We start from the raw sequence: 23178 nt of genomic DNA on the forward strand, positions 1-23178 counted from the left end.
AGGCGGCGCACCAAGCCCCTCGGCCGATCGGATGCCGCGAAGCCGGCCGAGGCTGGGACAGGTCCGGGTCGATCGGCGTTCGACCGACGCGGCCGGGACCGTACGGGCGAGATTCTTCGGGCCGAGCCGCCAGGACGGGGCTCCGGTGTCCTCGCCCGTCCCCGCCCGGGGCCCTATGGGTGGGTTCATCCTTAAGGCGTATTCGGGGGAGAACCTCCCCATTCGGATGAGGAGGAGGACCCGGCGCGAGGAAGCCTCACCTTCCGGCGGTGCCACCTCCCAAGGATGAGCCGAAGAGATAGCGCCGGCCCCGGGGGAGACCGATCTACTTTGAATCAGACCAGTGAAACTCGAGGTGCTGTCATTCCCATGCGGAACATAACCGAATCGGCGCCGGTCCCGGCCGCCGCTCCCCATGTCAGCACCGCTCCCGTCACCGGCTCCACCATCGGCGCCGGCGACCTGCCCTGGATGAACCTTCTGGGGGTGCGCCTGTCGGCGGTCAACCTGGGCAGCGCCGTCGATGCGCTGATCTCCGCCGTCCGGCACCGCCGCAAGGGCTATGTCTGCATCCGCGATGCCCACGGGCTGGTGCGGTGCCAGAGCGACCACCGCCTGCGCGAGATCCACAACCGCGCCTTCATGGTCACGCCCGACGGGATGCCGCTGGTCTGGGCGCTCAAGGCCGCCGGCCACAAGCAGGCCGACCGGGTCTACGGACCCGACCTCATGCTCGCCCTGATGAGGGACGGGCAGGGCGCCGGCCTGCGGCACTTCCTCTACGGGACGACTCCCGGCACGCTCGCCCGGCTCGAATCCCGGCTGCGCGCCCGGTTCCCCGAGGCGCGGATCGTCGGGAGCTACTCCCCGCCCTTCCGCCAGCTCACCGCCGGGGAGCGGGCCGATGTGGCCCGGCGCCTGAACGCCAGCGGCGCGGACGTGATCTGGGTGGGCCTCAGCACGCCCAAGCAGGAGGTCTGGATGGCCGAGATGCGCGGGGCGCTCGACGCCCCGCTTCTGATCGGCGTGGGCGCGGCCTTCGACTTCCATGCAGGGGTGACCCGGCAGGCGCCGCGCGCGATCCAGCGCAGCGGCCTCGAATGGGTCTTCCGCCTGGCCTGCGAGCCGCGCCGGCTCTGGAAGCGCTACGCGGTGACGGTGCCGGCCTTCCTGGGGCTGGTGCTGGCCCAGGGGACGGGCCTGCGCCGCTTCCCCCTCGGCCCGGAGGCCCCGGCGACCGGGACCGCCTCGGCGCATTCGGACGGTCGGCGTCATGACGGGAGGCGGGGATGACCTCGTTCGACAGCGAGAGCATGGAACTGACCTCCGCGACGGCGCTGGCGCTGCGCCGGAGGCCGGGCCGCCTCGGCGAGCGGCTCCGGGCGAGCCCCGCGCCCGCAGCGGCCGCGCTCGCCGCCGCCGACCTGTCGGTGTTCGCGGCGACGGTCCTGGGCCTCGCCGCCCTCGGCTGGCCCGGCCTCGACACGGTCCTGGCCCTGCGCTTCGCGCTCCTGACCGGGGCCTTCGCCATCGCCCAGTTCGTCGGCGCGGGACTCTATCCCGGCTACGGCCTCTATGAGTACGAGCAGGCGCGCCGCCGGGCGGCGGTCGTCCTGCGGACCCTGGCGGTCGCCCTCGGCATCGCCGCTGTGGCAACCCCCGAATGGCGGCCCATCGCAGCGACGGTGCCTGTCATCCTCCTCGCCTCCCTCCTGCAGGTGGCCGGGCAGGGCGCGGTGGCACGGGCGCTGCATCGCCATGGGTTCTGGGGGCAGCGGGTGGCGGTCGTCGCCCCCGAGGGCGTCGCGCCTGCCGTCGTGGCCTCGCTGCGCGCCAACTGGCGGCACGGACTCATCCCCGCGCTGCCGGCCGAGATGCGCGCCCGGCCTCCCGCGATGGCCGTCGTCGCCGGGCCGATGCCCGAGGCGCGGACGGTGCAGGCGCTCCTGCGCGCGCACGACACCGTGCTGCTCCTGGCCGACACGCCGGACTTGCGGATCTCGGGGCTCCAGCCGGCGCGGCTGGGCGGGCGCGTCGGACTCGTCCTCGGCGCCCGCGCGGAGGGGCCCGGCCTCGTCCGGCGGCTGGCCGACCTGCTGATCGCCATTCCCATGCTGGTCCTGGCCGCGCCGATCATCGCGATGGCCGCCCTCGCCATCCGCCTCATCGACCCCGGCCCGGTCCTCTATCGGCAGGAGCGCGAGGGCCACGACGGCCGGGTCGTCCGCGTCCTCAAGCTGCGGACCATGTATCGCGACGCCGAGCGACGCCTGGAGGCGCTCCTCGCCACCGACCCGGCCCGGCAGGCCGAGTGGGAGGCCCACTACAAGCTCAGGGACGACCCGCGCATCCTGCCCAAGGTCGGCCGGTTCCTTCGCTCCTCGAGCCTCGACGAGCTGCCCCAGCTCTTCAACGTCCTGGGCGGCAGCATGAGCCTCGTCGGCCCGCGGCCCTTCCCGATCTATCACCTCGCCGCCATGGACCCGGAGTTCCGGGCCAAGCGGCGGACCGTGGTGCCGGGCCTCACCGGGCTCTGGCAGGTCTCGGACCGGAGCGAGGCCGACATCGCGCGCCAGCAGCAGCTCGACGAGTTCTACATCGACAACCAGTCCTTCTGGTTCGACGGGCACATCCTGCTGCGGACGGTCCACGCCGTCTTCGGGCGCGGCGGCGCGTACTGAATATCCTGAATTCAAATCGATCTTTCACGAAGGGATGGCTGTGATGGCTGGCGGAAAGAGGATACTGGTGACGGGCGGGGCCGGGTTCCTGGGGTCCTTCCTCTGCGAGGCCCTTCTCGAACGCGGGCACGACGTGCTCTGCCTCGACAACTACTCGACCGGCTCGCCCGGCAACATCGAGCATCTGCGCGACAACCTGCGGTTTGGCGTGCTGCGCCACGACGTGACCACGCCCATGCACCACGAGGTGGACGAGATCTTCAACCTGGCCTGCCCCGCGTCGCCGGTCCACTACCAGGCCGACCCGATCCAGACGCTCCGCACAAACGTGGAGGGGGCGATGAACGTCCTGCGCCTCGCGCGGCGGGTGCGGGCCAAGGTCTTCCAGGCCTCCACGAGCGAGGTCTACGGCGACCCCCTCGTCCATCCCCAGCCCGAGGGCTACTGGGGCCACGTCAACCCCATCGGCCCCCGCTCCTGCTACGACGAGGGGAAGCGCTGCGCCGAGACGCTGTTCTTCGACTTCCATCGCCAGCACGGCGTGAACATCCGAGTCGTCCGCATCTTCAACACCTACGGTCCCCGGATGCACCCGAACGACGGCCGCGTCGTGTCGAACCTCATCGTTCAGGCGCTCCGGGGCGAGCCGCTGACCCTCTACGGCGACGGCAGCCAGACCCGCTCCTTCTGCTACGTGGACGACCTCATCGACGGCTTCCTTCGCATGATGGCGGGCCCGGACTCGCTGCCCGGCCCCGTCAACCTCGGCAACCCCGGCGAGTTCACCGTGCGCGAGCTGGCCGAGATCATCCTCGACCTGACCGGATCGCGCTCGGCGCTGGAGCATCGGCCCCTGCCCGCCGACGATCCCCGCCAGCGCAAGCCCGACATCGCGCAGGCCCGCGCCCAGCTCGGCTGGGAGCCCAAGGTCTCGCTGCGCCATGGCCTCGAAAGGACCATCGCCCACTTCGAGCGGCGCCTCGCGGCCGAGCGGCGGAGCGCCCCGGCCCGGCGCCGAACCCCGGCGCCCGCTCCCGCGCGGGAGGAGGGCTTCGCCGGTCTGGGCGGCCTCGAGGCCACGGCATGACCACGACGACGGCCAAGCCGAAGCTGGTCTTCTTCCAGTGGGACCACGCCGGCAACGCCAAGGCGTCGCGGTTCCTGGTCCTGCACATGCAGGACCACGTGGACTGCCTGCGCGAGCATTTCGACGTCGTGGTGGTCAATCAGGACTGCGACTTCGCCGAGGTCTGCGACCGCCACGAGCCCGACCTCGTCCTTTTCGAGAGCGGCTACCGCAGCCATGGCTCGCGCCGGATCGAGATCGCCAATGCCCGCGCCAACCCCGGCCTTCCACGCCTGGGGTTGCACAACGGCGATCCTTGGTGCGACCGGCGGGCAGGTTTCCTGTCCGACATGGACCGCTGGGGCGTGGAGACCTTCTTCAGCATCGGCACCCGCATGGGCGACTACACGCCCGCCATCGCCGACCGGCTCTTCGTCTGGCCCAACTTCGTCAACCCCGCCACCTTCCACGACTACGGCCTGCCCAAGACGGTGCCCGTGATGCTGACGGGACAGGCGGGCAGCCTCTACCCCTGGCGACAGGCGGTCTATCCGCAGATCACCGCCCACTTCGCCTGCCTCGTCACGCCGACCTTCCGCTACGAGAGCCGCTCGGCCCACCGGATGCTGTCGGGCGAGGGCTACGCCCGCGCGCTCAACGCCTCCATGGTCGCGCCGACCTGCGGCACGATGGGCAACGAGTTCGTCCGCAAGCACCTGGAGATCCCCGGCAGCCGCTGCTGCCTCGTCACCCAGCGGACCGCCGCTCTCGAGGCCGCCGGCTTCCTCGACGGCGAGAATTGCGTCTTCGCCGAGGCCGGGGACGTCGTGGACCGGATCGACGACCTCCTGGCCTCGCCCGATCGACTGCGGGCCATCACCGACGCCGGTCACGCGCTGGTCCACGCCCGGCACACGATCCGGCACCGCCCGCAGATCCGGCAATGGTTCGACCTGCAACAGTCGCTTCGCCTGGGCGAGAGCATCGTGCAGCGCGACCCCTTCGCCGACTTGGCGGTGACGGAAGGTCGGGGCGGTCTCGCCTGGTCCGGCGGGCCCGCCCAGGACCGCCTCCTCGTCGCCGAAGGGCGTGCGCTGCTCGCCTCGGGCCGGACGGAGGTCGCGCGCCAGCGGTTCGACGCGGCCCTGGCGCTGGTCGGCTACCTGCCCGAGGCGCGGCTCGACCTCGCCCGCTGCGACCTGACCCAGGGCGACGCGGCGGCGGCCCGCGCCCGGCTTGCCACGCTGATCGCCACCACGACCTCGGAGTATGGCGCGGCCGATCCCGACCCGGTCGAGCTCGCGTGGTTCCTGGTCGCGCTGCTCGCCTCGGGCGACGTGCCGCAGGCCGGGCGCACGCTCCTGCGCTATCCGGCCCTGTCCCATCCCTGGCTCGATCATCTGGTCCGGGCGATAGGACGGCTCGACCCGACCTTCCGCGCGTCCGCGCCGGTCCCTCATCGCCGGCCCAGCCTGCACGAGGCCCCTACCATGTCCCCGGACGAGGCCCTAGCTTGGCTGGCCGGGATGCTCACGGCCTGCGGGCAGCCGGACCTCGCCCGTCGCCTGTCGGCCCCGGCCAACGCGGCGGCCAAGGCCCCCGCGCGCGCCTCGTCGCCGGTCCGGGCGGCCGGCGCCCTGCGCGACGGGCTCTACGCCGCCATGGACGACGCGCTGCCGCGTCTGGGCCTCGGCCACCTCAAGCCCGGCGTCCCGCCGCTGCCCGAGTTCGGCTATGGCCGGCTGCTGGCGAAGCAGGTCCTTCGGGCCGTCCTGCCGACACGCGCCCGCGAGAGGCTCTCGCGGCTGCGCGCCTGGGTCAGGGACCGGGGCGATGCCACCCCGAACCTCGTGCCGGTCCGACCGACGGACAAACGATGAGCTCCCTCCGCCTCGCCATCGTCTTCTCGGTGCTCGACAAGTATCTCGGGCAGGTCCTCGCCATCGTCACCACGGCGATCATGGCCCGCCTGCTGACGCCCGCCGAGACCGGGCTGTACCTCGTCGCTCAGGCCTTCCTTCTCCTGGCCGAGAACTTCCGCGAGTTCGGGGTCTGCGCCTACATCGTGCAGGTGCCGGAGTTGAACCGCACCGTGCTGCGAACCTCCTTCACGATCACCGCCCTGACCTCCTGGGCCATCGGCGCGGTCATCTATCTGAGCGGCAACGCGGTGGCCGCCTTCTACGGCAACCCCGACCTGCCGCACCTGCTCCATATCGCGGCGCTGGGCTTCGTGGTCGCGCCCTTCGGCAGCCCCGCCGTGGCGCTCCTGCGCCGCGACCTCGACTTCCGCGCCATCGCGGCCATCAACGTGATCTCGGCCACGGCGATCGCGGTCGTGACCGTCGCTCTGGGGTTCATTGGCTATGGCGCGGCGAGCTACTTCTGGGCCTACGCGGCAGGGTCGATCCTGCTCGCCGGGCTGGCGATCCGGCGGCGGCCCGACCTGGGCATCTTCCAGCCCTCGCTCCACGGCGCGCGGACGATCCTGTCCTTTGGCCTGACCTCCTCGGTAGTGACGGTGACGAATCTCGCCTACGACATGCTGCCCAAGCTGGCGCTCGGCAAGATCCTGGGCTTCGACGCGGTGGGCCTGTTCACCCGCGCCGTGACGATCTGCCAGCTTCCCGACCGGCTTCTGCTCTCCGGCCTGACGCCGGTGATCCTGCCGGCCATGGCCGACCACCGGCGCAACGGCGGCGACCTCCGGGCCATCTACGTGCGAGGTTACAGCTTCATGTCGGCGGTGCAGTGGCCGGCGCTGCTGATGCTGGCGCTGCTGGCCGATCCGGTCGTGCAGGTGCTCCTGGGCTCGCAATGGGGCCAAGTGCCGCCGCTGGTGCGCCTCCTCGCGCTCGCGGCGATGACGCTGGCCCCAGCCTTCATGACCTATCCGCTGCTGGTCGCGACCGGGCACATCCGCTACGCGCTCTACGCGACCTTCCTCAGCCTGCCGCCGGCGGCGGCGATCCTGGTGCTGGCGGCCCATCACGGGCTGACGGCGGTGGCGGCCAGCGCCTTCGTCACCGCGCCGCTACAGATGCTGATCGCCCTCCTGTTCATCCGGCGGGCCATCGGGATGCCTTGGAAGGAACTGGGCCGCGCCTCGATGACCAGCCTCGCCATCACGGCGGCGACCGTGGCGATCCCGCTCGCGGTCGTCGGGACCTCGCCGACCGGCCTCGACCTCGACTGGGGGCGGACCGTGCTGGCCGTCCTTGGCGGCGCGCTGGGCTGGGGGATCGCGCTGCGACTGGCCCGGCACCCGCTCTTGGCCGAGGTGGTCGGGATCGGCCACCGAGCGCTGCGCCGCGTCCGGCCCGCCACGCCGGCCCCCGTGGGCGGCCTCGGCTGAGGCCGCCAGGGCGCGCGGGCGCTCAGGTCCGCGCGTAGACATCCTCGTAGCGGATGATGTCGTCCTCGCCGACATAGGCGCCGGTCTGCACCTCGATCAGGACCATCGGCACCTTGCCCGGGTTCTCCATGCGGTGGACGGCGCCGAGCGGGATGTAGACCGACTCGTTCTCGGTCACGAGCCGCACCTCGTCGCCCACCGTCACCCGCGCCGTCCCCGCCACCACGATCCAGTGCTCGGAGCGGTGGACGTGCGATTGCAGGCTCAGCGCCGCGCCGGGATGAACCAGGATGCGCTTGACCTGGAAGCGGGGGCCGACCACCAGGCTCTCGAACCAGCCCCAGGGGCGATGGTCCTTGGGGAACTGCCCGGCCTGCGGCACGCCCTTGGCCTTCAGCACCTCCACCGCCTTCCGCACGTCCTGCGCCCGGCTCATGTCGGCCACCAGAACGGCGTCGTTCATCGCCACCGCCATGATGTTCCGCAGCCCGATCCCCACGATCTCGAGCTGCTGGGAGTCCGACCGCAGCAGCGTGTCCCGGCAGTCGATCGCCGTGGCGCCCCCGGTCAGCACCACGCCGGCGTCGTCGGGCAGGCTCTCGCGCCAGACGGCGTCCCATCCGCCCAGGTCGGACCAGGCCGAGCCATAGGGCACCACCGACAGGTTCGCCGCCTTCTCCATCACCGCGTAATCGACCGAGATCTCGCGCGTCCGCGCCCAGGGCCCGGGGGCGAGCCGCAGGAACCCGAGGTCGGGCCGCGCCTCGCGCACGGCGGCCTCGACCGGCTCCAAAAGGTCGGGTGCGTGGGCGCGAAAGGCTGCCAGGATGTCCTTCGCCGCGAACAGGAAGATGCCGGCGTTCCACAGGAACGTGCCCTTGGCCAGCATCCGCGCCGCCGCCTCGGCCTCCGGCTTCTCGACGAAGCGGCGAAGGGGCAGGGGCTCCTGCGCCTCCTCCGGCAGGCCCGGCACCTCCAGGTAGCCATAGGCGGTCTCGGCGTGCGTCGGCCGGATGCCGAAGGTCACGAGCCGCCCCTCGGCCACGGCCGAAAGCCCCCGCGCGACGGCCTCGTGGAAGGCGGCGGCGTCGGGAATCACGTGGTCGGAGGGCGCGACGAGGAGGATCGCCTCGGGATCCCGCGCCGCCAGGTGCAACGCGGCGGCCAGGATCGCGGGCGCGGTGTTCCGCCCCTCGGGCTCGATCAGCACCGCGCCGGGATCGACCTCGACGGCACCCATCTGCTCGGCGACGATGAAGCGGAAATCGTTGCCCGTGACCACCACCGGCGCGTCGAAGTCCAGCGCCCACTCCGGCCCAGCCGCGCTCCCCGAAAGACGGCGGACCGAGGCCTGGAACAGCGACTCCTCGCCCAGGAGCGGGGCGAACTGCTTGGGGTAGCTCTTGCGCGACAGCGGCCAGAGCCGGGTGCCGGACCCCCCGGCAAGAAGGACGGGCGTGATGCGGGTCATGGCAGGGGACTCCTCGGTTGGGCGCTGGAAAGGGGGGCGGGACCGGCGGGCCAGGTCGCGCGTCGCGGGATCGGGGCTCGCCGGGCCATCGGGGCTCCCTTGACGGGATGGGTCGGCCGAGCCTAGGCCGGGATGGCCGGACCCGGGCATTGCCCCATGCGGCGGAGCCCGCCGCCCGGCCCTCACCTTTCGGTGGGGCCGGCCCTCGTCCCGATGCGCCTTCCGCTGCTCAGCCGCCGGCCTCGATCGCCCCAAGGTCCACCGCCTCGCCCCGGACGCGGGGGACGCCCGTCAGGTCGGTCGCGGGCAGGCCCAGGCGGGCCGTCCCGGCGTCGATGGCGGGCGAGCCCGGCCCGGGCGCGAAGTCGCCCCACTCCGGCGCGACCAGACCGGGGTTCAGGCCCAGGAGGTTGCCGTCGCCCGGATCGGGCTCGGGGTTGCCGCCGTCCGTCCGGGTCACCGCGCCCCCCGGCGCCAGCGCCAGCCCGAGGTTGTGGGACCACGTCACGTCGCGGTTCTCGTAGCCGTCGTAGGAGACGTTATCGAGAGCGGTGTTGTCCGGGTTGATCGAGGCGTCGGCCACGGCGATGTTGTTGACCCACACGTTGTCGCTCGACTGGGCGTTCGACAGCTCCCCCCGCCAGGTGCCGGGGTTGAGGTCGTCGGTGTTGTTGCGCCAGGAGGTGTTGTTCCGCACCGTCACGTGGTCGCTCCAGGTGACCTGGATGCCCTTGCCGCCGTTGCCGTGGACAAGGTTGTTCTCGACCAGCGTGGGATGGGGATAGGGCTCCACCCCCTCGGTCTGCGTGTGGCGGAAGTCGTCGATGATGATGCCGTTGCCGTCGGTGTGCGGGTCGGTGATCGCCGGGCCCTCGACGTTGTCGTGGGAATGGTTGCCCCGGATCACGTTTCGAAAGCCCTCCGACCCCTCGTCCCCCGCGACGGCCCGCGCCCAGTAGATGGAGATGCCGCTGCCCTGGAAGCCGTTCGTCGCGGTGTTGCCAAAAGACTCGTTGCCCTCGAACCAAAGGAACTCCCCCTTCCAGGCGGAGATGCCGCTGCCGCCGCTGTCGTGGACGCGGCTGTTGAGCACCTTGACGTGGTGCGCGTCCTCGATGTCGATGGCGTGCCCCTCGCCGCCCACCACGTCGAGCCCGTCGATCACGACGAAGCTGGCCCGCACCAGCAGCGTCGAATAGGCCCCAGGCGGCGGCCGCAGCAGCGCCCCATGCCGGTTCGCCGCGCGCAGGACGACATAGCCGTCCGTCGCGTCGGCGGCGCCGCCGCCCGTCTCCCAGCGGACGGCCTCCGCGTAGGTCCCGTCCGCGAGAGTCACGCAGTCGCCCGGCCGAAGCGGGGCGGCGACCGCGTGTCCGATCGTCGCCCAGGGCGCGTCGGCGCCACCCGCCGCCGCGTCCGAGCCCGTCGGCGCCACGTGGAACTCCCGCAGGCAGGCATGGGACGTGCCCGTGACCCAGGCCAGCCCGGTCGGGCCCGGCCCCGCGTCGGCCCACAAGCCGGCCACGACCCCGACCCCGACCCCGGCAACCCCCATGACCCCGCCCAGCGCCAGGACCGACACGTGCTGCCGCATGGCTTCCTCCCGTTCCGCCTCCCGCCGCGATCCCGGCGGCTCCCCTCTGCCGTTGTGCCACCGGACGATGCGCGAACCAACGGCGTTCGTGCATGACGCGAGGACGCCGCCGCGTTCGCGGAAGCCGGCCGGGCTTGCCGGAGCGGCAGCGAAGCGCGCGGGGGCTGGCAACCGTCGCGAACGCCCTAGGTCTGGACACGTCGGCGACGGGCAAAAGGTGGGAGCTGCGGAGTGCGGGCACGACGGTCCTGGAACGATGACGCGGCCCTGTCCGGCCCTTCGGCCCACCCCGCGGACCGAGGCAGGGGATCGGTCCATGGCGTCGCAGCCCCGGGGACCCGGGCATGAGCGGCTGGGAGGGCGCCTATTGCGGCCCCGCGCCGTCCCCGGCCGAGCTGCTCGGCCGCTGGAACCTCGACCCCGTCGCGCTGGGGGCGATCCTGCTCGTGGCGCTCTGGGCGGGCCGCAACCGGCCCGGTGCGGCGGCCGTCGCCGTGCTGGCGCTGGCCTTGGTCTCGCCGCTCTGCGCTCTGTCCTCGGCGCTGTTCTCGGCCCGCGTCCTCCACCACGTCCTCCTGGTCGCCGTGGCCGCGCCGCTCCTGGCGCTCGCGCGGCCGGCGCGGACCCCCACCGGCGCGGGCCTGCCCTTCCTCCTTGCCACCGCCGCGCTCTGGCTCTGGCACGCGCCGGGGCCCTACGACGCGGCGCTGGCCCACAAGGGCCTTTACGGGATCATGCAGATCAGCCTCCTCGGCACGGCCGTCCTGTTCTGGCGCGCGGCCTTTTCCAGGCCAGGGGGCTCCGGCGCCCTTTGGGTGCTCCTCGCTTACATGGCGATGGGCCTCCTCGGCGCGCTCCTCACCTTCGCGCCCGCGCCGCTCTACGCCGCCCACGCCGTCGCGCCGCTCCTTTGGGGGCTGGAGCCGCTGGCCGACCAGCAGCTCGGCGGCCTTTTGATGTGGGTGCCGGCGGGCCTGCCCTTCGCGGCCTGGGGCGCGCTCCTCGCCCGCCGCGCCTGGGCCGCCTCGACGGAGGAACCCGCATGACCTGGGCCGAGGCGGTCGTGCCGCATCTGAAGGTGCTCCATATCGGCTTCCTCTCGCTCTGGGTGGCGGGCCTCGTGGCCTTGCCCCGGATGCTCGCGCGCCACGACCCGGCCATCGGGCAGGCCGACTTCGCCCGCATCCGCCATGCCACCCATTACGGCTACGTCTGGGCCGTCACGCCGGCCGCCGTCCTCGCCATCGCCTCGGGCACCGCGCTCATCTTCCTGCGCGAGGTCTTCACCGCCTGGATGCTCGCCAAACTGGTCCTCGTGGCCGGCCTCGTCGCGCTCCACGCCTGGGTCGGGCACACCCTCGTTCAGGTGGCCGAGACCGAGGGCCGGCACGAGCCGCCGGGGCCGCTCCTGCCGCTTCTCGTCCTCCTCGCCGCCGTGCTGGGCATCCTCGTCCTGGTCCTCGCCAAGCCCGAGCTGGCCGAGGTTCCGCTGCCCCGGTGGCTGCTGGAGCCCGTCGGGGGTCAGCTCCCCTTCGACGTGCCCAGGCGATAGTCGAAGACGAGCTTCCCCCCATGCCAGCCCGTCGCAGACACCACCAGCACCGCGAAGCCCGACATCAGGAGGCCCCAGGGCAGGACCGCCGCCTCGTAGCCCGTCAGCCGCCAGCCCCAGTTGAGCCCGAGCAGCGACAGCAGCATCACCGCGATGGCGAAATGCGTCCAGGCGGCGGCGCGGATGCGGATACCCGGCACCATCAGCAGCTCCATGGTCCCGGTGGCCCCGGCCCCCAGCCCGAACAGGAACGCCGTCCCCGAGGCCCAGAGCCCGGCCCAGGCCCAGCGCTCCTGCCCCGACCACCAATAGAGCGCGTCCGCCCCGAAAGCGCAGAAGGTCAGCGCCACCGGGAAGGCCACCGTCATGGCGTGGAGCGGGTGCCCCCAGATCGCCACCCGCGACTCCGTTTCCTCGAAGCCGGGCGCGTCGTCGATCGGGTCGTCGAACTCCCGCGCTTCCTCCCGGCCTTGCACCATTTCCTGAGCCATCCGCGCCTCCGCCTGCTCCTGCCGCTCGGCTACCTAGGGCTGCTGCCCGGCTGCGTCGAACGGCTGTCGGCGCTGCACCCCGCCGGACCGGCGGCCTCGGCCATCGCGACGCTCTGGCAGGTCCTCCTCGGAGGCGCGGCGGCGATCTTCCTTCTCGTCATGGCGCTGGTCCTCGCGGCCCTCCGCCGCCGGCCCCCGGCGGGGACCGACGACACGGGGGCCGAGCGGGTCTGGCTCTGGGGCCTGGGCCTCGCCTTCCCGGCCGTCACCCTCGTCGCCCTCACCACCTACGGCCTCGTCGTGGGCGAGCGCCTCCTGCCGCGCGACGCCCCCGACCTCGTGACCGTGCGGGCCGAGGCGCGGCAATGGGCCTGGACCTTCGCCTACGCCGACGCGCCGGGCCGCACGACCGAGGGTGTGCTCCACATCCCCGCCGGCCGGCCGGTGGACGTGGAGATCACCAGCGCCGACGTGCTCCACAGCTTCTGGGTGCCCCGCCTCGCCGGCAAGCTCGACGCCATCCCCGGCCACGTCAACGTGCTGCGCCTGGAAGCCTTCGCGCCCGGCCGCTACGACGGCGTCTCGGCCGAGTTCAACGGCACGGGCTACCGCGACCACGCCTTCGCCGTCGAGGCGCACGACCCCGCCGCTTGGGCCGCCTTCCTCGCCGGAGAGACCCCATGACCCCCCCCTCCGAGACGCCGCCCGAGACGTCGCCCAAGCGCCCGACCGCGCTCCGCCTCCACCGCGCGCTGGAGCCGATCTACGCCTCGGACCCCCGCTTCCGGGGCTGGTTCACGACCAACAACAACAACGACATCGGCCTCCTCTTCCTCATCGCGGCGGCGGGGTTCTTCGTGGTGGGCGGCGTCCTCGCCATGCTGATCCGGGCGCAGCTCGCCAGCCCGCGCTCGGTCTTCATGGGGCCCGACGTCTACAACCAGGTCTTCACGATGCACGGCACCGTGATGATGTTCCTGTTCGCCATCCCCTTCTTCGAGGCGATGACCGTGCTCCTCCTGCCGGGGATGCTCGGCTCGCGCGACATGGCCTTCCCGCGCCTGAGCGCCTACGGCCTCTGGTGCTACCTGATCGGCGCGACCACGGTGGTCGCCTCGCTGATCCCGGGGCTCGCGCCCGACAGCGGCTGGTTCATGTATCCGCCGCTCACCTCCACCGAATACTCCCCCGGCATCAACACCGACATCTGGCTTCTCGGCATCACCTTCATCGAGGTGTCCGCCATCTCGGCGGCGGTCGAGGTGGTCGTGACCGTGCTGCGCTACCGCGCGGCGGGCATGTCGCTGTCCCGGATGCCGATCTTCGCGTGGTACATCTTGGTCGTCGCGGTGATGATCCTCACCGCCTTCCCGCCGATGATCCTGGGCTCCGTCCTTCTGGAAACGGAGCGCCTGCTCGACTGGCCCTTCTTCCAGGCGGATCGCGGCGGCGACGCGCTCCTTTGGCAGCACCTGTTCTGGCTGTTCGGCCACCCGGAGGTCTACATCATCTTCCTGCCCGCCGCTGGGATGATCTCCACGATCCTCCCCGTCATGGCCCGCACCACGCTCCTGGGCCACGGCTGGGTCGTCGGCGCGGCGGTGTCGCTCGCGGTCCTCAGCTTCGGGCTCTGGGTCCACCACATGTTCACGACCGGCATCCCGCACATGGGGCTCGCCTTCTTCTCGGCGGCCTCGACGCTGGTGGCGGTGCCGACGGCGGTGCAGATCTTCGCCTGGATCGGCACGCTCTGGCGCGGGCGGCCCCGTCTCGATCTGCCGATGCTCTGGCTCCTGGGCTTCTTCGCCACCTTCGTGATCGGCGGGCTGACCGGCGTGATGCTGGCGGTGGTGCCCTTCGACTGGCAGGCGCACGACACCCACTTCGTCGTCGCGCACCTCCATTACGTGCTGATCGGCGGCTACGTCTTCCCGATGATCGCCGCCGTCTACTACTTCCTGCCGATCTTCACCGGCCGCACGCGCTTCTTCAAGCTGGGCGAGGTCGCGTTCTGGCTGGTGGTCCCGGGCTTCCACGTCACCTTCCTCGCCGTCCACTGGGCGGGGCTGCTGGGCCAGCGCCGCCGGACCTGGACCTACGACGCGGGGCAGGGGTGGGAGATCATCAACCTTGTGGCCTCGGTCGGCTCCTTCGTCATGGCGATCGGCTTCGCGCTGGTGATCCTCGACGTGGCGGTGAACGCCGCCGTCTCCAGCCGGGGCCGCCGCAACCCCTGGGGGGCGGGGACGCTGGAATGGGCGACGTCGATGCCGTCCCCGTCCTACAACATCGCCTCGATCCCGGTGGTGCGCGGCCGCTACCCGCTCCGCGACGACCCCGACCTCGCCCACCGCATCGCGCGCGGCGAAGGCCTCCTCGCCTGGCCCGCCCGCAACCGGCGCGAGACGCTGGTGGTCGGCACCGCGCGGGGCGAGCCCCTCCAGGTCGCCGTCCTCCCCGGCAACACCGCGCTCCCTTTCGTCATGGCCCTGGCCACGAGCGTCGTCTTTCTCGCCCCGCTGATCGACGCCTACCGGTCGGCCGGGGTGGCGCTTCTGGCTGTCCTGGCGCTGGCGCTCCGCTGGGCCTGGACCCTCGGCTCCAAGGTGGACGAAGGCCCGCTCGACGCCGGCCACGGCCTCGCGCTCCCCTCGGCCGCCGAGGTGCCCGACCCGCCGGGATGGTGGGGCTCGGTGTTCCTGCTGCTCGCGGACGTCACGCAGTTCGGCTCGCTGCTGTTCGGCTACGCCTTCCTCTGGACGGTCGCGCCCAACTGGCCACCGCCCTCCTACCTCGCGCCCGGCCTCTGGGGACCGGCCCTCGCCCTGACCGGCGCGGCGGCACTGGCCGCCGGACCCCGCCTCGCCGCCCGCGCCATCGGCCGGACCCGCGCGCCCTGGCCCGGCCTCGTCCTCGCGCTGGGCGGCGCGGCGGCGTTGGCCGGCGGCGCGGCGACGGTCTGGGCCGCCCGCGACCCCACCGCCCACGCCTACGACGCGACGCTCTGGCTCCTCGCCGGCCACATCCTGCTCCACGCGGCGCTGGCCGCGATCATGCTCCTCTACCTCGGCGCGCGGGTGGCAAGGGGCTACGCCTCGCCCGCCCGCATCGGCGAGGCGCGCATCGTCCAGCTCTGGTCCGACTTCGCCGCGGCGACAGGCCTCGTGGCGCTGGCCGCCGCCTGGCTGCCGGGGGCCTTCGCATGAGCGACATCCTGCGCCTGTCCGTGCCGCTGGCGGCCTGGCTCGCGGGGTTCAGCGTGGTCTACGGCCTCCAGGGCCTGTCCTGCTCGCGCCACTGGCCCGAAGGGCTGGCCGCCCGCCCCGTCCTCCTCTCGGCCTGGGTCCTCGCGGTGGCCCTCCAGGCGGCGCTGCTCTGGATGCTTCTCCGCAACCCCTCGCCCTCGCCCTTCGCGCGGGCCGTCAGCCTCGCCCTGGCCCTGACCGCCCTGCTGGCGGCGCTCTGGACGCTCATGCCGGTGGCGGTCACCTCGGTCTGCCTTTGACCTCTCCACCGTCCCGGTGGCCCCTGGGCCAGCGCGGGCGCACGCGGTATCAAGCGCCCGTGCCCGCCGACGCAGGAACGACGATGACCCGAACCACGATGGCCCGCCGGTCCTGGGGCGCCACGGCCCTCCTGGCCGTCGGCCTCCTCGTCGTCGTGGCCCTGGTCGTGGAACGGGCGGCGACCCGCTTCCACCTGCGCGAAGGCCACGCCCGCGCCGAGGCGACGCTCAACCTCGCCGCGAGCGGCCTGGGCGGCTGGCTCCGGCGATTCGAGGTGGTCCCGCAGCTCCTCGCCGACGACGAGGCGCTCCAGCGGCTGGTGCTGGAGCCCGACGCCATCGACTTCCCGCACCGGCTGGCCGAGGCCAACCGCTGGCTGGAGGAGCGCAACGCGATCCTGGGCTCCTCCGAGCTCTACGTCATCGGCCTCGACGGCACGACCCTGGCCGCGAGCAACGCCCACCGTCCCGACAGCTTCGTCGGCCAGAACTTCGCCTATCGCCCCTACTTCACCGAGGCCCGCGCCGGGCGGATCGGGCGGTTCTTCGGCCTCGGCACCACCTCGGGCGTCCGGGGCTACTACTTCGCCGGGCCGATCCGCGACGCGGCGGGCCGCGTGGCCGGGGTCATCGCCGTGAAGGTCGGCCTCGACGGCCTGGAGGCGGAATGGAGCGCCGGCGTCGAGAGCGTGCTCGTCTCCGACCCCGAGGGCATCGCCTTCCTCTCCAGCGAGCCCGGCTGGCGCTACGCCACCTTCGGTCCCCTCGGCCCCGACCGGCTCGCCCGCAGCCAGGCCTCTCGCCGCTACGCCGATGTCGCCCCGCGCGAGGCGCCGGCGCGGCGCGCCCGGGTCGGCGGCATCGACCTGCTCGCCGTCGCGAGCCCCGGCGGGCGCGAGGCCGAATACGTCGAGGTCCGCCGCCCCATGCCCTCGGCCGGCTGGACGCTCCATGTCCTGCTCGACACCGCGCCGCTGCGCGACCAGGCGCGGCTCGCCGCCGCCCTGGCCGCCACGCTGCTAGGCGCGCTGGGCCTGGGCCTCCTCGCGCTGCGCCAGCGTCTCCAGCGCGGGCGCGAGAGGCTGGCCTCCAAGGAGGCGGCCAAGGCCGAGCTGGAGCGCCGCGTCGCCCGGCGCACCGCCGAGCTCCAGGCCGCCAACCGCCTCATCGCCGCCGAGGTGGCCGAGCGCCGCGCCGCCGAATCCGAGCTGCGCCGGACCCAGGCCGACCTCGTGCAGGCGGGCAAGCTTGCGGCGCTGGGGCGGATCTCGGCCGCGCTCAGCCACGAGATGAACCAGCCGCTCGCGGCGGTGCGGAACTACGCCGACAACGCCATGCTCCTTCTCGACCGGGGCGACCCCGCGCGGGTCCGCGACAACCTGGGCCAGATCCTCAAGCTGGTGGACCGCATGGCCGCCATCGCCCGTCACCTGCGCGAGGTGGCGCGCAAGCCGGAAAGCCCCCTTCAGGACGTGGACCTCCCCGAGGCCGTGGCCGAGGCGCTGGCCGTCGCCGGGCCGCGCCTCGCCGCCGTCGGAGCCGAGGTCTCGACCGACCTGCCCGCCAGCGTCGGGCCGGTCCGCGCCGGGCCCGTGCGGCTCCAGCAGGTGCTCGTCAACCTGCTCGCCAACGCCGCCGACGCGGTGGAGGGGCGGCCCCTGCGGCGCATCCGCGTCGCGGCCCGCCCCGAGGGCGGGCGGGTGCTGCTGGAGGTGTCCGACACCGGCCCCGGCGTCGCACCCGCCATCGCCGACCGCATCTTCGACCCCTTCTTCACCACCAAGGGCGTGGGGGCGGGGCTGGGCCTCGGCCTCTCCATCTCCTACAACATCGTCAAGGACTTCGGGGGCGACCTTTCGGTGCGGCCCGAGCCCGGGGGCGGCGCGACCTTCGCCGTCGCGCTGGACCCTGCGCCAGCGAGGATCGCGCCCAGAGGGATCGCGGCCGAATGACCCAGCCACCCACAGTCCTCCTCGTGGACGACGACGAGAGCATGCGCCACTCCACCGCCCAGGCGCTGGAGCTGGCCGACCTTGCCTGCCTCGCCCTGCCCTCGGCCGAGGAGGCGCTGGCCCGCGCCCGCCCGGGCCTCAACGGCGCGGTCGTCACCGACATCCGGATGCCGGGGATGGACGGCATGACGCTCCTCGCCCGCCTGCGCGAGATCGACCCCGAGCTGCCGGTGATCCTCGTCACCGGCCACGCCGAGGTGCAGCTCGCCGTCGATGCGATGCGGCGCGGCGCCTACGACTTCATCGAGAAGCCCTTCGCGACTCAGGCGCTCGTGGCCGTGCTCCGCCGCGCCCTCGACCACCGCGCGCTGGTGCTGGAGAACCGCCGCCTGCGCGCCGTCGCGGGCCAGCAGGACGACCTAGAGGTGCGCCTGCCCGGCCGCAGCGCGGCGGCGATCGACCTGCGCCGCCGCCTGCGCGCCCTCGGCCCCAGCGAGGCGGACGTCCTCGTGATCGGTCCCACCGGCGCGGGCAAGGAGGTCGCGGCCCGCGCCCTCCACGACCTGTCCCCGCGCGCCAGCCGCCCCTTCGTGGCGATCAACTGCGCCGCGCTCCCCGCCCAGATGGTCGAAAGCGAGCTCTTCGGCCACGAGGCCGGGGCCTTCCCCGGCGCGATGCGCCCCCGCTTCGGCCGCTTCGAGCACGCGCGCGGCGGCACCATCCTCCTCGACGAGGTGGGCTCCATGCCGGCCGAACTGCAACCCCGCCTCCTGCGGGTGCTCCAGGACCGCGCCGTGGTGCGGCTCGGCTCCAACGAGCCCATCCCTCTCGATGTCCGCTTCCTTGCCACGTCCAAGGTGGACCTCGCCGGCCTCGTCGCCCGGGGCGGGTTCCGCGAGGACCTTTACTGGCGGCTCGCCGTGACGCAGCTCCGCCTCCCGCCCCTGGAGGAGCGGCGCGAGGACATCCCCCTCCTGTTCCTCCAGCTGGTGCGCGAGGCCGCCGCCCGCCACGGCCGCCCGGACGCCGCGCCGCCGCCCGAGCTGCTGGCCGACCTCGCCGCCCGGCCCTGGCCCGGCAACGTCCGCGAGCTCCGCAACGCCGCCGAGCGCTGGGTGCTGGGCCTGGACTGGATGGCGGCCGAAGACAGCGGCGCGACCGCCGGGCGGCTGGCCGACCGCGTGGGCGCCTTCGAGCGCAGCATCCTCGCCGCCGCCATCGCCGCGAACGGCGGCCGCCTGAAGCCCGTCTACGAGAGCCTCGGCATCAGCCGGAAGACGCTCTACGAGAAGATGCAGAAGCACGGGCTCGACCGCCACCTCGTGGCCGACGGGGACGGCCCCGAGGACTGACGCCCCGCGATGGGTGGATTTCCACCCGTCCGCCCGGCGCCTTTGTCACCCTTTCCACCCACCCGGCGCGCGCGGGGTCAAGAAACGGCAGCCTCCGCCCTTGCCGGCCTTTGCGCGCCGCTCCGGCTTCCGCTCTTGTCGAGCGACCGCGCCGGCCTCGAGGAGGAGGCTGTCGCCGGCCCCATGCCATCCAAGGGAGGAGAACCCATGGCACCGCTTTCCCGCATCGGCAGCCTCGCGGCCGCCGCGACCCTGCTCGCCAGCACCGCGCTGGCCCAGGGCTACCCCGAACGGCAGATCACCATGGTCGTGCCCTTCGCCGCCGGCGGGCCCACCGACACCGTCGGCCGCCTCGTGGCCGAGCGGATGTCCGAGCAGCTCGGCCAGCAGATCCTCATCGAGAACGTCGGCGGCGCGGGCGGCACGCTCGGCGCGGCGCAGGTCGCCGGGGCCGAGCCCGACGGCTACACGATCCTGCTGCACCACATCGGCATGGCGACCTCCGAGACGCTCTACCGCGAGCTGCCCTACGAGACGACGACCGCCTTCGCGCCCATCGGCCTCGTGACCGAGGTGCCGATGACCATCGTGGCCCGCGCCGACTTCGAGCCCGCCGACATCGCGTCCTTCGTCGCCTACGTGAAGGAGAACGCCGACACGATCACCATGGCCAACGCCGGGATCGGATCGGCCTCGCACCTTTGCGGGATGCTGTTCATGCAGGCCACCGAATCGCCCATCGTCACCGTGCCCTACCGCGGCGCGGGCCCGGCCATGACCGAGCTGGTGGGCGGGCAGATCGACATCATGTGCGATCAGACCACCAACACGACCGAGCAGATCAAGGGCGGCACCGTCAAGGCCTACGCCGTCACCGCGCCCGAGCGGCTGGAGATCCTCCCTGACCTGCCGACCACCGCCGAATCGGGGCTGCCCGGGGTCGAGGTGACGGTCTGGCACGGCCTCTACGCCCCCGCCGGCACCCCGCCCGAGGCCGTGGAGCGCCTGTCCGCCGCGCTCCAGTCCGCGCTGGCCGACCCCGGCATCGCCGAGCAGCTCGCCGAGCTCGGCACCGCGCCCTCGCCGGCCGAGGATGCGACCCCGGCCGCGCTGGAGGCCCGGCTCACCGAGGAGCTGGCGCGCTGGAAGCCGATCATCGAGGAGGCCGGCGTCTACGCCGACTGACCACCTGCCGGATGATCCTCCCGGCCCGGAGCGAAGGCTCCGGGCCTCGGGCCATCGGTTTCGGGCAGGCCGGCCTTGCCTCGCCGTGCCCCCTCCCGTCCACCTCCAACCGTGGATTGCCCCATGCGCGACCGTTCCTTCGATCCCACCGACATCGCCGCCGGCGTCGTCTTCATCGTCCTGGGCCTCGCCTTCGGGCTGTCCTCCCTTGGGCTCGAGATCGGCACCGCCCTCCGCATGGGGCCGGGCTACGCGCCCCTCGTGCTCGCGATGGTGCTGACGCTGCTGGGCGTCCTGATCCTGCTTTCCGGGCTCAGGTCGCGGAGGGGCGAGCCCATCGGCCGCCTCGCCTGGCGGGGGATGGCGGTGATCCTGCCCGCCCCGGTCCTCTTCGGGCTGACCGTGCGGGGCCTGGGCTTCGTGCCGGCGATCTTCCTCGCCAGCCTCCTCGCCAGCATGGCCTCCCCGCGCATGAAGCCCTGGCAGGCCCTCGCCCTCGCCCTCGCGGTCACGGTCTTCTCGACCCTCGTCTTCTCCTACGCCCTGGGCCTGCCGTTCCGGCGCTTCGGCCCCTGGCTCCCGATCTGAGGCGCATCCCATGGACCTCCTTTCCAACCTGGCCCTGGGCTTCTCCGTCGCCGCGAGCCTGGAAAACCTGCTGTTCTGCCTAATCGGCGTGATCCTCGGCACGCTGATCGGCGTGCTGCCCGGCATCGGGGCCACGGCCACCATCGCCATGCTCCTGCCCATCACCTTCCAGCTCGAGCCCGTGTCCTCGCTCATCATGCTGGCGGGGATCTACTACGGCGCGCAGTATGGCGGCTCGACCACGGCCATCCTCATCAACATGCCGGGGGAATCCTCCTCGGCGGTGACCGCGCTCGACGGCTATCAGATGGCGCGGCGCGGCAAGGCCGGCACCGCGCTCGCCGTGGCCGCCCTGGGCTCGTTCTTCGCGGGCACGGTGGCCACGCTCCTCGTGGCGCTCTTCGCGCCGCCGCTGACGGCCGTCGCGCTCCAGTTCGGGGCGGCCGAATACTTCTCGCTCATGGTGCTGGGCCTCGTCTGCGCGGTGGCGCTGGCGCACGGCTCCTTCCTCAAGGCGCTGGCCATGGTCGTCCTCGGCCTGCTCCTGGGCCTCGCCGGGACCGACATCTACACCGGCGCGCCCCGCTTCACCCTGGGCCTGCCGCAGCTCGCGGACGGCTTCAACTTCGTGGCTCTCGCCGTCGGCGTCTTCGGCATCTCCGAGATCCTCCGCAACCTGGAGCACGGGCAGGGCGACCGCGAGGTGCTGGGCCAGAACCTCGGCGGGCTCTTCCCGTCCCGCGCCGACCTCCGCCGCATGGTCGCGCCGATGATCCGGGGCACGGCGCTGGGCTCGGCGCTGGGCATCCTGCCGGGCGGCGGCGCGGTGCTGGCCGCCTTCGGCTCCTACACCATCGAGAAGCGCCTCTCGAAGACCCCCGAGGAGTTCGGCAAGGGCGCGATCGAGGGCGTCGCCGGCCCCGAATCCGCCAACAACGCCGGCGCGCAGACCTCGTTCATCCCGCTCCTGACGCTCGGCATCCCGGCGAACCCGGTGATGGCGCTGATGGTCGGGGCCATGATCATCCAGGGCATCGTCCCCGGCCCCAACGTCGCGACCGAGCAGCCCGACCTCTTCTGGGGCATCATCGCCTCCATGTGGATCGGCAACCTCATGCTGATCGTGCTGAACCTGCCGCTCATCGGCATCTGGGTCCGGCTCCTCAAGGTGCCCTACCACGTCCTCTTCCCGATCATCATCGCCTTCAGCTCGATCGGGGTCTATTCGGTCAAGGGCAACGTCTTCGACCTCTACGCCGTCGCCGCCTTCGGCCTCCTCGGCTACGTCTTCCTCAAGCTCCGCTGCGAGCCCGCGCCGCTGCTCCTGGGCTTCGTCCTCGGCCCGCTGCTGGAGGAGAACCTGCGCCGCGCCATGATCCTCGGCCGGGGCGACCCGACGGTGTTCCTGACGCGCCCCATCTCGGCCGGGCTCCTGGTCCTGACGCTGGCCGTGATCGCGGTCATGCTCCTGCCGCAGGTCCGACGAAAGCGCGAGGAGGTCTTCGTCGAGGAGGACTGACGCCGCGGCCCGCCGGCGCGCGGCGTCTTGCGACCCTCCCGCCCACGACCTACGGAGCGCGGCGCGGCCCGCGCGCCGCCCCCCGATTCCAACCGAGGAACAGCATGGAAATCTTCACCTCCGAAGGGCTCTGGGCCCTTCTCCAGGTCATCATGATCGACCTGGTGCTCGCGGGCGACAACGCCATCGTCATCGGCCTCGCCGCCGCCGGCCTCCCGGCCGAGCAGAGGAACCGCGCCATCCTGGTGGGCATCGCCGCCGCCACCGTGCTCCGGATCGGCTTCGCCCTCATCACCACCCAGCTCCTCGCCGTCACCGGCCTCCTCCTCGCCGGGGGCGTGCTGCTCCTCTGGGTCTGCTGGAAGATGTGGCGCGAGCTGCGCGCCGGCCACGACGCCGAGGAGATGGCCGCCGAGGAGGCGCTGGAGGGCCGCGACCTGAACGCCGACGGCACCATCGCCGGGGGCGTCCCGCGCAAGACCTTCGCCCAGGCCGCCACCCAGATCATCATCGCCGACGTGTCCATGTCGCTCGACAACGTGCTGGCCGTGGCCGGCGCGGCGCACGGGCACCCCTCGGTGCTCATCATCGGGCTCGTGCTCTCCATCGCGCTGATGGGCCTCGCCTCCACCTTCATCGCGCGCCTGATCCACCGCTTCCGCTGGATCGCCTACGTGGGCCTCCTCGTGATCCTCTACGTGTCCCTGGAGATGATCTACGAGGGCTACCACGAGATCCGCTACGGCCGCGAGGCGACCCACGCCGAGGAGGTGCTCGACTCGACCGACACCGAGTTGCGCGAGGAGATCGGCGCGGAGGCGCCCGCCGCGGAGACCCCCGCCGGGGAGCCCGCCGGCCAGTGACCGC

General features: G+C 72.8%; 19 protein-coding genes. 16 read left to right on the top strand and 3 right to left on the bottom strand.

What is annotated here, in order from left to right:
- The first annotated feature begins 369 nt into the window (after positions 1 to 369).
- The 5 genes from J2Z33_RS13180 to J2Z33_RS13200 are packed head-to-tail and all read left to right on the top strand — an operon-like array spanning position 370 to position 7102.
- The gene (locus tag J2Z33_RS13180) at positions 370 to 1293 is read left to right on the top strand and encodes a WecB/TagA/CpsF family glycosyltransferase (RefSeq protein WP_209841796.1); all 924 of its coding nucleotides are present in this window, start codon (positions 370 to 372) and stop codon (positions 1291 to 1293) included.
- Positions 1290 to 2681, top strand: a complete 1392-nt coding sequence (locus J2Z33_RS13185) for a sugar transferase (protein ID WP_209841798.1) — start codon at positions 1290 to 1292, stop codon at positions 2679 to 2681. Before J2Z33_RS13180 ends, J2Z33_RS13185 begins: the two co-directional genes overlap by 4 nt.
- 43 nt (positions 2682 to 2724) lie before the next feature.
- Positions 2725 to 3768, top strand: coding sequence for a UDP-glucuronic acid decarboxylase family protein (locus tag J2Z33_RS13190; protein WP_209841800.1), 1044 nt, complete (start codon positions 2725 to 2727; stop codon positions 3766 to 3768).
- On the top strand, positions 3765 to 5627 hold the full coding sequence (locus tag J2Z33_RS13195; RefSeq protein ID WP_209841802.1) for a glycosyltransferase family protein: 1863 nt from the start codon (positions 3765 to 3767) through the stop codon (positions 5625 to 5627). The genes J2Z33_RS13190 and J2Z33_RS13195 overlap by 4 nt, the downstream gene beginning before the upstream one ends.
- On the top strand, positions 5624 to 7102 hold the full coding sequence (locus J2Z33_RS13200) for an oligosaccharide flippase family protein (protein ID WP_209841804.1): 1479 nt from the start codon (positions 5624 to 5626) through the stop codon (positions 7100 to 7102). The genes J2Z33_RS13195 and J2Z33_RS13200 overlap by 4 nt, the downstream gene beginning before the upstream one ends.
- Positions 7103 to 7124: 22 nt before the next feature.
- Here J2Z33_RS13200 and J2Z33_RS13205 read toward each other — a convergent pair whose 3' ends face one another.
- Positions 7125 to 8573, bottom strand: coding sequence for a mannose-1-phosphate guanylyltransferase/mannose-6-phosphate isomerase (locus J2Z33_RS13205; protein WP_209841806.1), 1449 nt, complete (start codon positions 8571 to 8573; stop codon positions 7125 to 7127).
- Positions 8574 to 8802: 229 nt separating this feature from the next.
- Positions 8803 to 10167 carry a choice-of-anchor Q domain-containing protein gene (locus J2Z33_RS13210; RefSeq protein WP_209841808.1) on the bottom strand — a complete coding sequence of 455 codons (1365 nt, stop codon included), beginning with the start codon at positions 10165 to 10167 and terminating at the stop codon, positions 8803 to 8805.
- A gap of 344 nt (positions 10168 to 10511) precedes the next feature.
- On the opposite strand from J2Z33_RS13210, the gene J2Z33_RS13215 reads away from it, so the two are divergent.
- Complete coding sequence (locus J2Z33_RS13215; RefSeq protein ID WP_209841810.1) at positions 10512 to 11213, top strand: cytochrome c oxidase assembly protein; 702 nt, start codon at positions 10512 to 10514, stop codon at positions 11211 to 11213.
- Positions 11210 to 11719 carry a CopD family protein gene (locus J2Z33_RS13220; RefSeq protein WP_209841812.1) on the top strand — a complete coding sequence of 170 codons (510 nt, stop codon included), beginning with the start codon at positions 11210 to 11212 and terminating at the stop codon, positions 11717 to 11719. The genes J2Z33_RS13215 and J2Z33_RS13220 overlap by 4 nt, the downstream gene beginning before the upstream one ends.
- Here J2Z33_RS13220 and J2Z33_RS13225 read toward each other — a convergent pair.
- Positions 11689 to 12210: a DUF2231 domain-containing protein gene (locus J2Z33_RS13225; RefSeq protein WP_209841814.1), complete on the bottom strand. Its 522-nt coding sequence runs from the start codon at positions 12208 to 12210 to the stop codon at positions 11689 to 11691. The genes J2Z33_RS13220 and J2Z33_RS13225 overlap by 31 nt on opposite strands.
- Here J2Z33_RS13225 and J2Z33_RS13230 point away from each other — a divergent pair.
- From J2Z33_RS13230 to J2Z33_RS13270, 9 genes are all read left to right on the top strand, one after another.
- Entirely contained in the window at positions 12190 to 12894 is a 705-nt protein-coding gene (locus J2Z33_RS13230) for a cytochrome c oxidase subunit II (protein ID WP_245218838.1), read from the top strand. The two genes, J2Z33_RS13225 and J2Z33_RS13230, sit on opposite strands and share 21 nt — an antisense overlap.
- Positions 12891 to 15416: a cytochrome c oxidase subunit I gene (ctaD, locus tag J2Z33_RS13235; RefSeq protein WP_209841816.1), complete on the top strand. Its 2526-nt coding sequence runs from the start codon at positions 12891 to 12893 to the stop codon at positions 15414 to 15416. Before J2Z33_RS13230 ends, ctaD begins: the two co-directional genes overlap by 4 nt.
- Positions 15413 to 15715 (top strand): hypothetical protein, encoded by a 303-nt coding sequence (locus tag J2Z33_RS13240; protein ID WP_209841818.1) that lies wholly within the window; start codon positions 15413 to 15415, stop codon positions 15713 to 15715. Before ctaD ends, J2Z33_RS13240 begins: the two co-directional genes overlap by 4 nt.
- A gap of 83 nt (positions 15716 to 15798) precedes the next feature.
- Entirely contained in the window at positions 15799 to 17667 is a 1869-nt protein-coding gene (locus J2Z33_RS13245) for a sensor histidine kinase (protein WP_209841820.1), read from the top strand.
- A complete protein-coding gene (locus J2Z33_RS13250) occupies positions 17664 to 19019 on the top strand; it encodes a sigma-54-dependent transcriptional regulator (protein WP_209841822.1) in 1356 nt (451 codons plus the stop codon). The genes J2Z33_RS13245 and J2Z33_RS13250 overlap by 4 nt, the downstream gene beginning before the upstream one ends.
- 207 nt (positions 19020 to 19226) lie before the next feature.
- On the top strand, positions 19227 to 20204 hold the full coding sequence (locus J2Z33_RS13255) for a tripartite tricarboxylate transporter substrate-binding protein (RefSeq protein WP_209841824.1): 978 nt from the start codon (positions 19227 to 19229) through the stop codon (positions 20202 to 20204).
- Positions 20205 to 20327: 123 nt separating this feature from the next.
- A complete protein-coding gene (locus J2Z33_RS13260; RefSeq protein WP_209841826.1) occupies positions 20328 to 20792 on the top strand; it encodes a tripartite tricarboxylate transporter TctB family protein in 465 nt (154 codons plus the stop codon).
- A gap of 10 nt (positions 20793 to 20802) precedes the next feature.
- Positions 20803 to 22311 (top strand): tripartite tricarboxylate transporter permease, encoded by a 1509-nt coding sequence (locus tag J2Z33_RS13265; RefSeq protein WP_209841828.1) that lies wholly within the window; start codon positions 20803 to 20805, stop codon positions 22309 to 22311.
- 104 nt (positions 22312 to 22415) lie between these two features.
- On the top strand, positions 22416 to 23174 hold the full coding sequence (locus tag J2Z33_RS13270) for a TerC family protein (RefSeq protein WP_209841844.1): 759 nt from the start codon (positions 22416 to 22418) through the stop codon (positions 23172 to 23174).
- Positions 23175 to 23178 lie beyond the last annotated feature (4 nt).

It is taken from the genome of Rubellimicrobium aerolatum (genome assembly GCF_017872975.1).
GTDB lineage: Bacteria > Pseudomonadota > Alphaproteobacteria > Rhodobacterales > Rhodobacteraceae > Rubellimicrobium > Rubellimicrobium aerolatum.

Coding starts and splice junctions, on each gene's coding strand:
- J2Z33_RS13180 (WP_209841796.1), top strand. CDS start 370: ATGCGGAACATAACCGAATCGGCGCCGGTCCCGGCCGCCGCTCCCCAT.
- J2Z33_RS13185 (WP_209841798.1), top strand. CDS start 1,290: ATGACCTCGTTCGACAGCGAGAGCATGGAACTGACCTCCGCGACGGCG.
- J2Z33_RS13190 (WP_209841800.1), top strand. CDS start 2,725: ATGGCTGGCGGAAAGAGGATACTGGTGACGGGCGGGGCCGGGTTCCTG.
- J2Z33_RS13195 (WP_209841802.1), top strand. CDS start 3,765: ATGACCACGACGACGGCCAAGCCGAAGCTGGTCTTCTTCCAGTGGGAC.
- J2Z33_RS13200 (WP_209841804.1), top strand. CDS start 5,624: ATGAGCTCCCTCCGCCTCGCCATCGTCTTCTCGGTGCTCGACAAGTAT.
- J2Z33_RS13205 (WP_209841806.1), bottom strand. CDS start 8,573: ATGACCCGCATCACGCCCGTCCTTCTTGCCGGGGGGTCCGGCACCCGG.
- J2Z33_RS13210 (WP_209841808.1), bottom strand. CDS start 10,167: ATGCGGCAGCACGTGTCGGTCCTGGCGCTGGGCGGGGTCATGGGGGTT.
- J2Z33_RS13215 (WP_209841810.1), top strand. CDS start 10,512: ATGAGCGGCTGGGAGGGCGCCTATTGCGGCCCCGCGCCGTCCCCGGCC.
- J2Z33_RS13220 (WP_209841812.1), top strand. CDS start 11,210: ATGACCTGGGCCGAGGCGGTCGTGCCGCATCTGAAGGTGCTCCATATC.
- J2Z33_RS13225 (WP_209841814.1), bottom strand. CDS start 12,210: ATGGCTCAGGAAATGGTGCAAGGCCGGGAGGAAGCGCGGGAGTTCGAC.
- ctaD (WP_209841816.1), top strand. CDS start 12,891: ATGACCCCCCCCTCCGAGACGCCGCCCGAGACGTCGCCCAAGCGCCCG.
- J2Z33_RS13240 (WP_209841818.1), top strand. CDS start 15,413: ATGAGCGACATCCTGCGCCTGTCCGTGCCGCTGGCGGCCTGGCTCGCG.
- J2Z33_RS13245 (WP_209841820.1), top strand. CDS start 15,799: ATGACCCGAACCACGATGGCCCGCCGGTCCTGGGGCGCCACGGCCCTC.
- J2Z33_RS13250 (WP_209841822.1), top strand. CDS start 17,664: ATGACCCAGCCACCCACAGTCCTCCTCGTGGACGACGACGAGAGCATG.
- J2Z33_RS13255 (WP_209841824.1), top strand. CDS start 19,227: ATGGCACCGCTTTCCCGCATCGGCAGCCTCGCGGCCGCCGCGACCCTG.
- J2Z33_RS13260 (WP_209841826.1), top strand. CDS start 20,328: ATGCGCGACCGTTCCTTCGATCCCACCGACATCGCCGCCGGCGTCGTC.
- J2Z33_RS13265 (WP_209841828.1), top strand. CDS start 20,803: ATGGACCTCCTTTCCAACCTGGCCCTGGGCTTCTCCGTCGCCGCGAGC.
- J2Z33_RS13270 (WP_209841844.1), top strand. CDS start 22,416: ATGGAAATCTTCACCTCCGAAGGGCTCTGGGCCCTTCTCCAGGTCATC.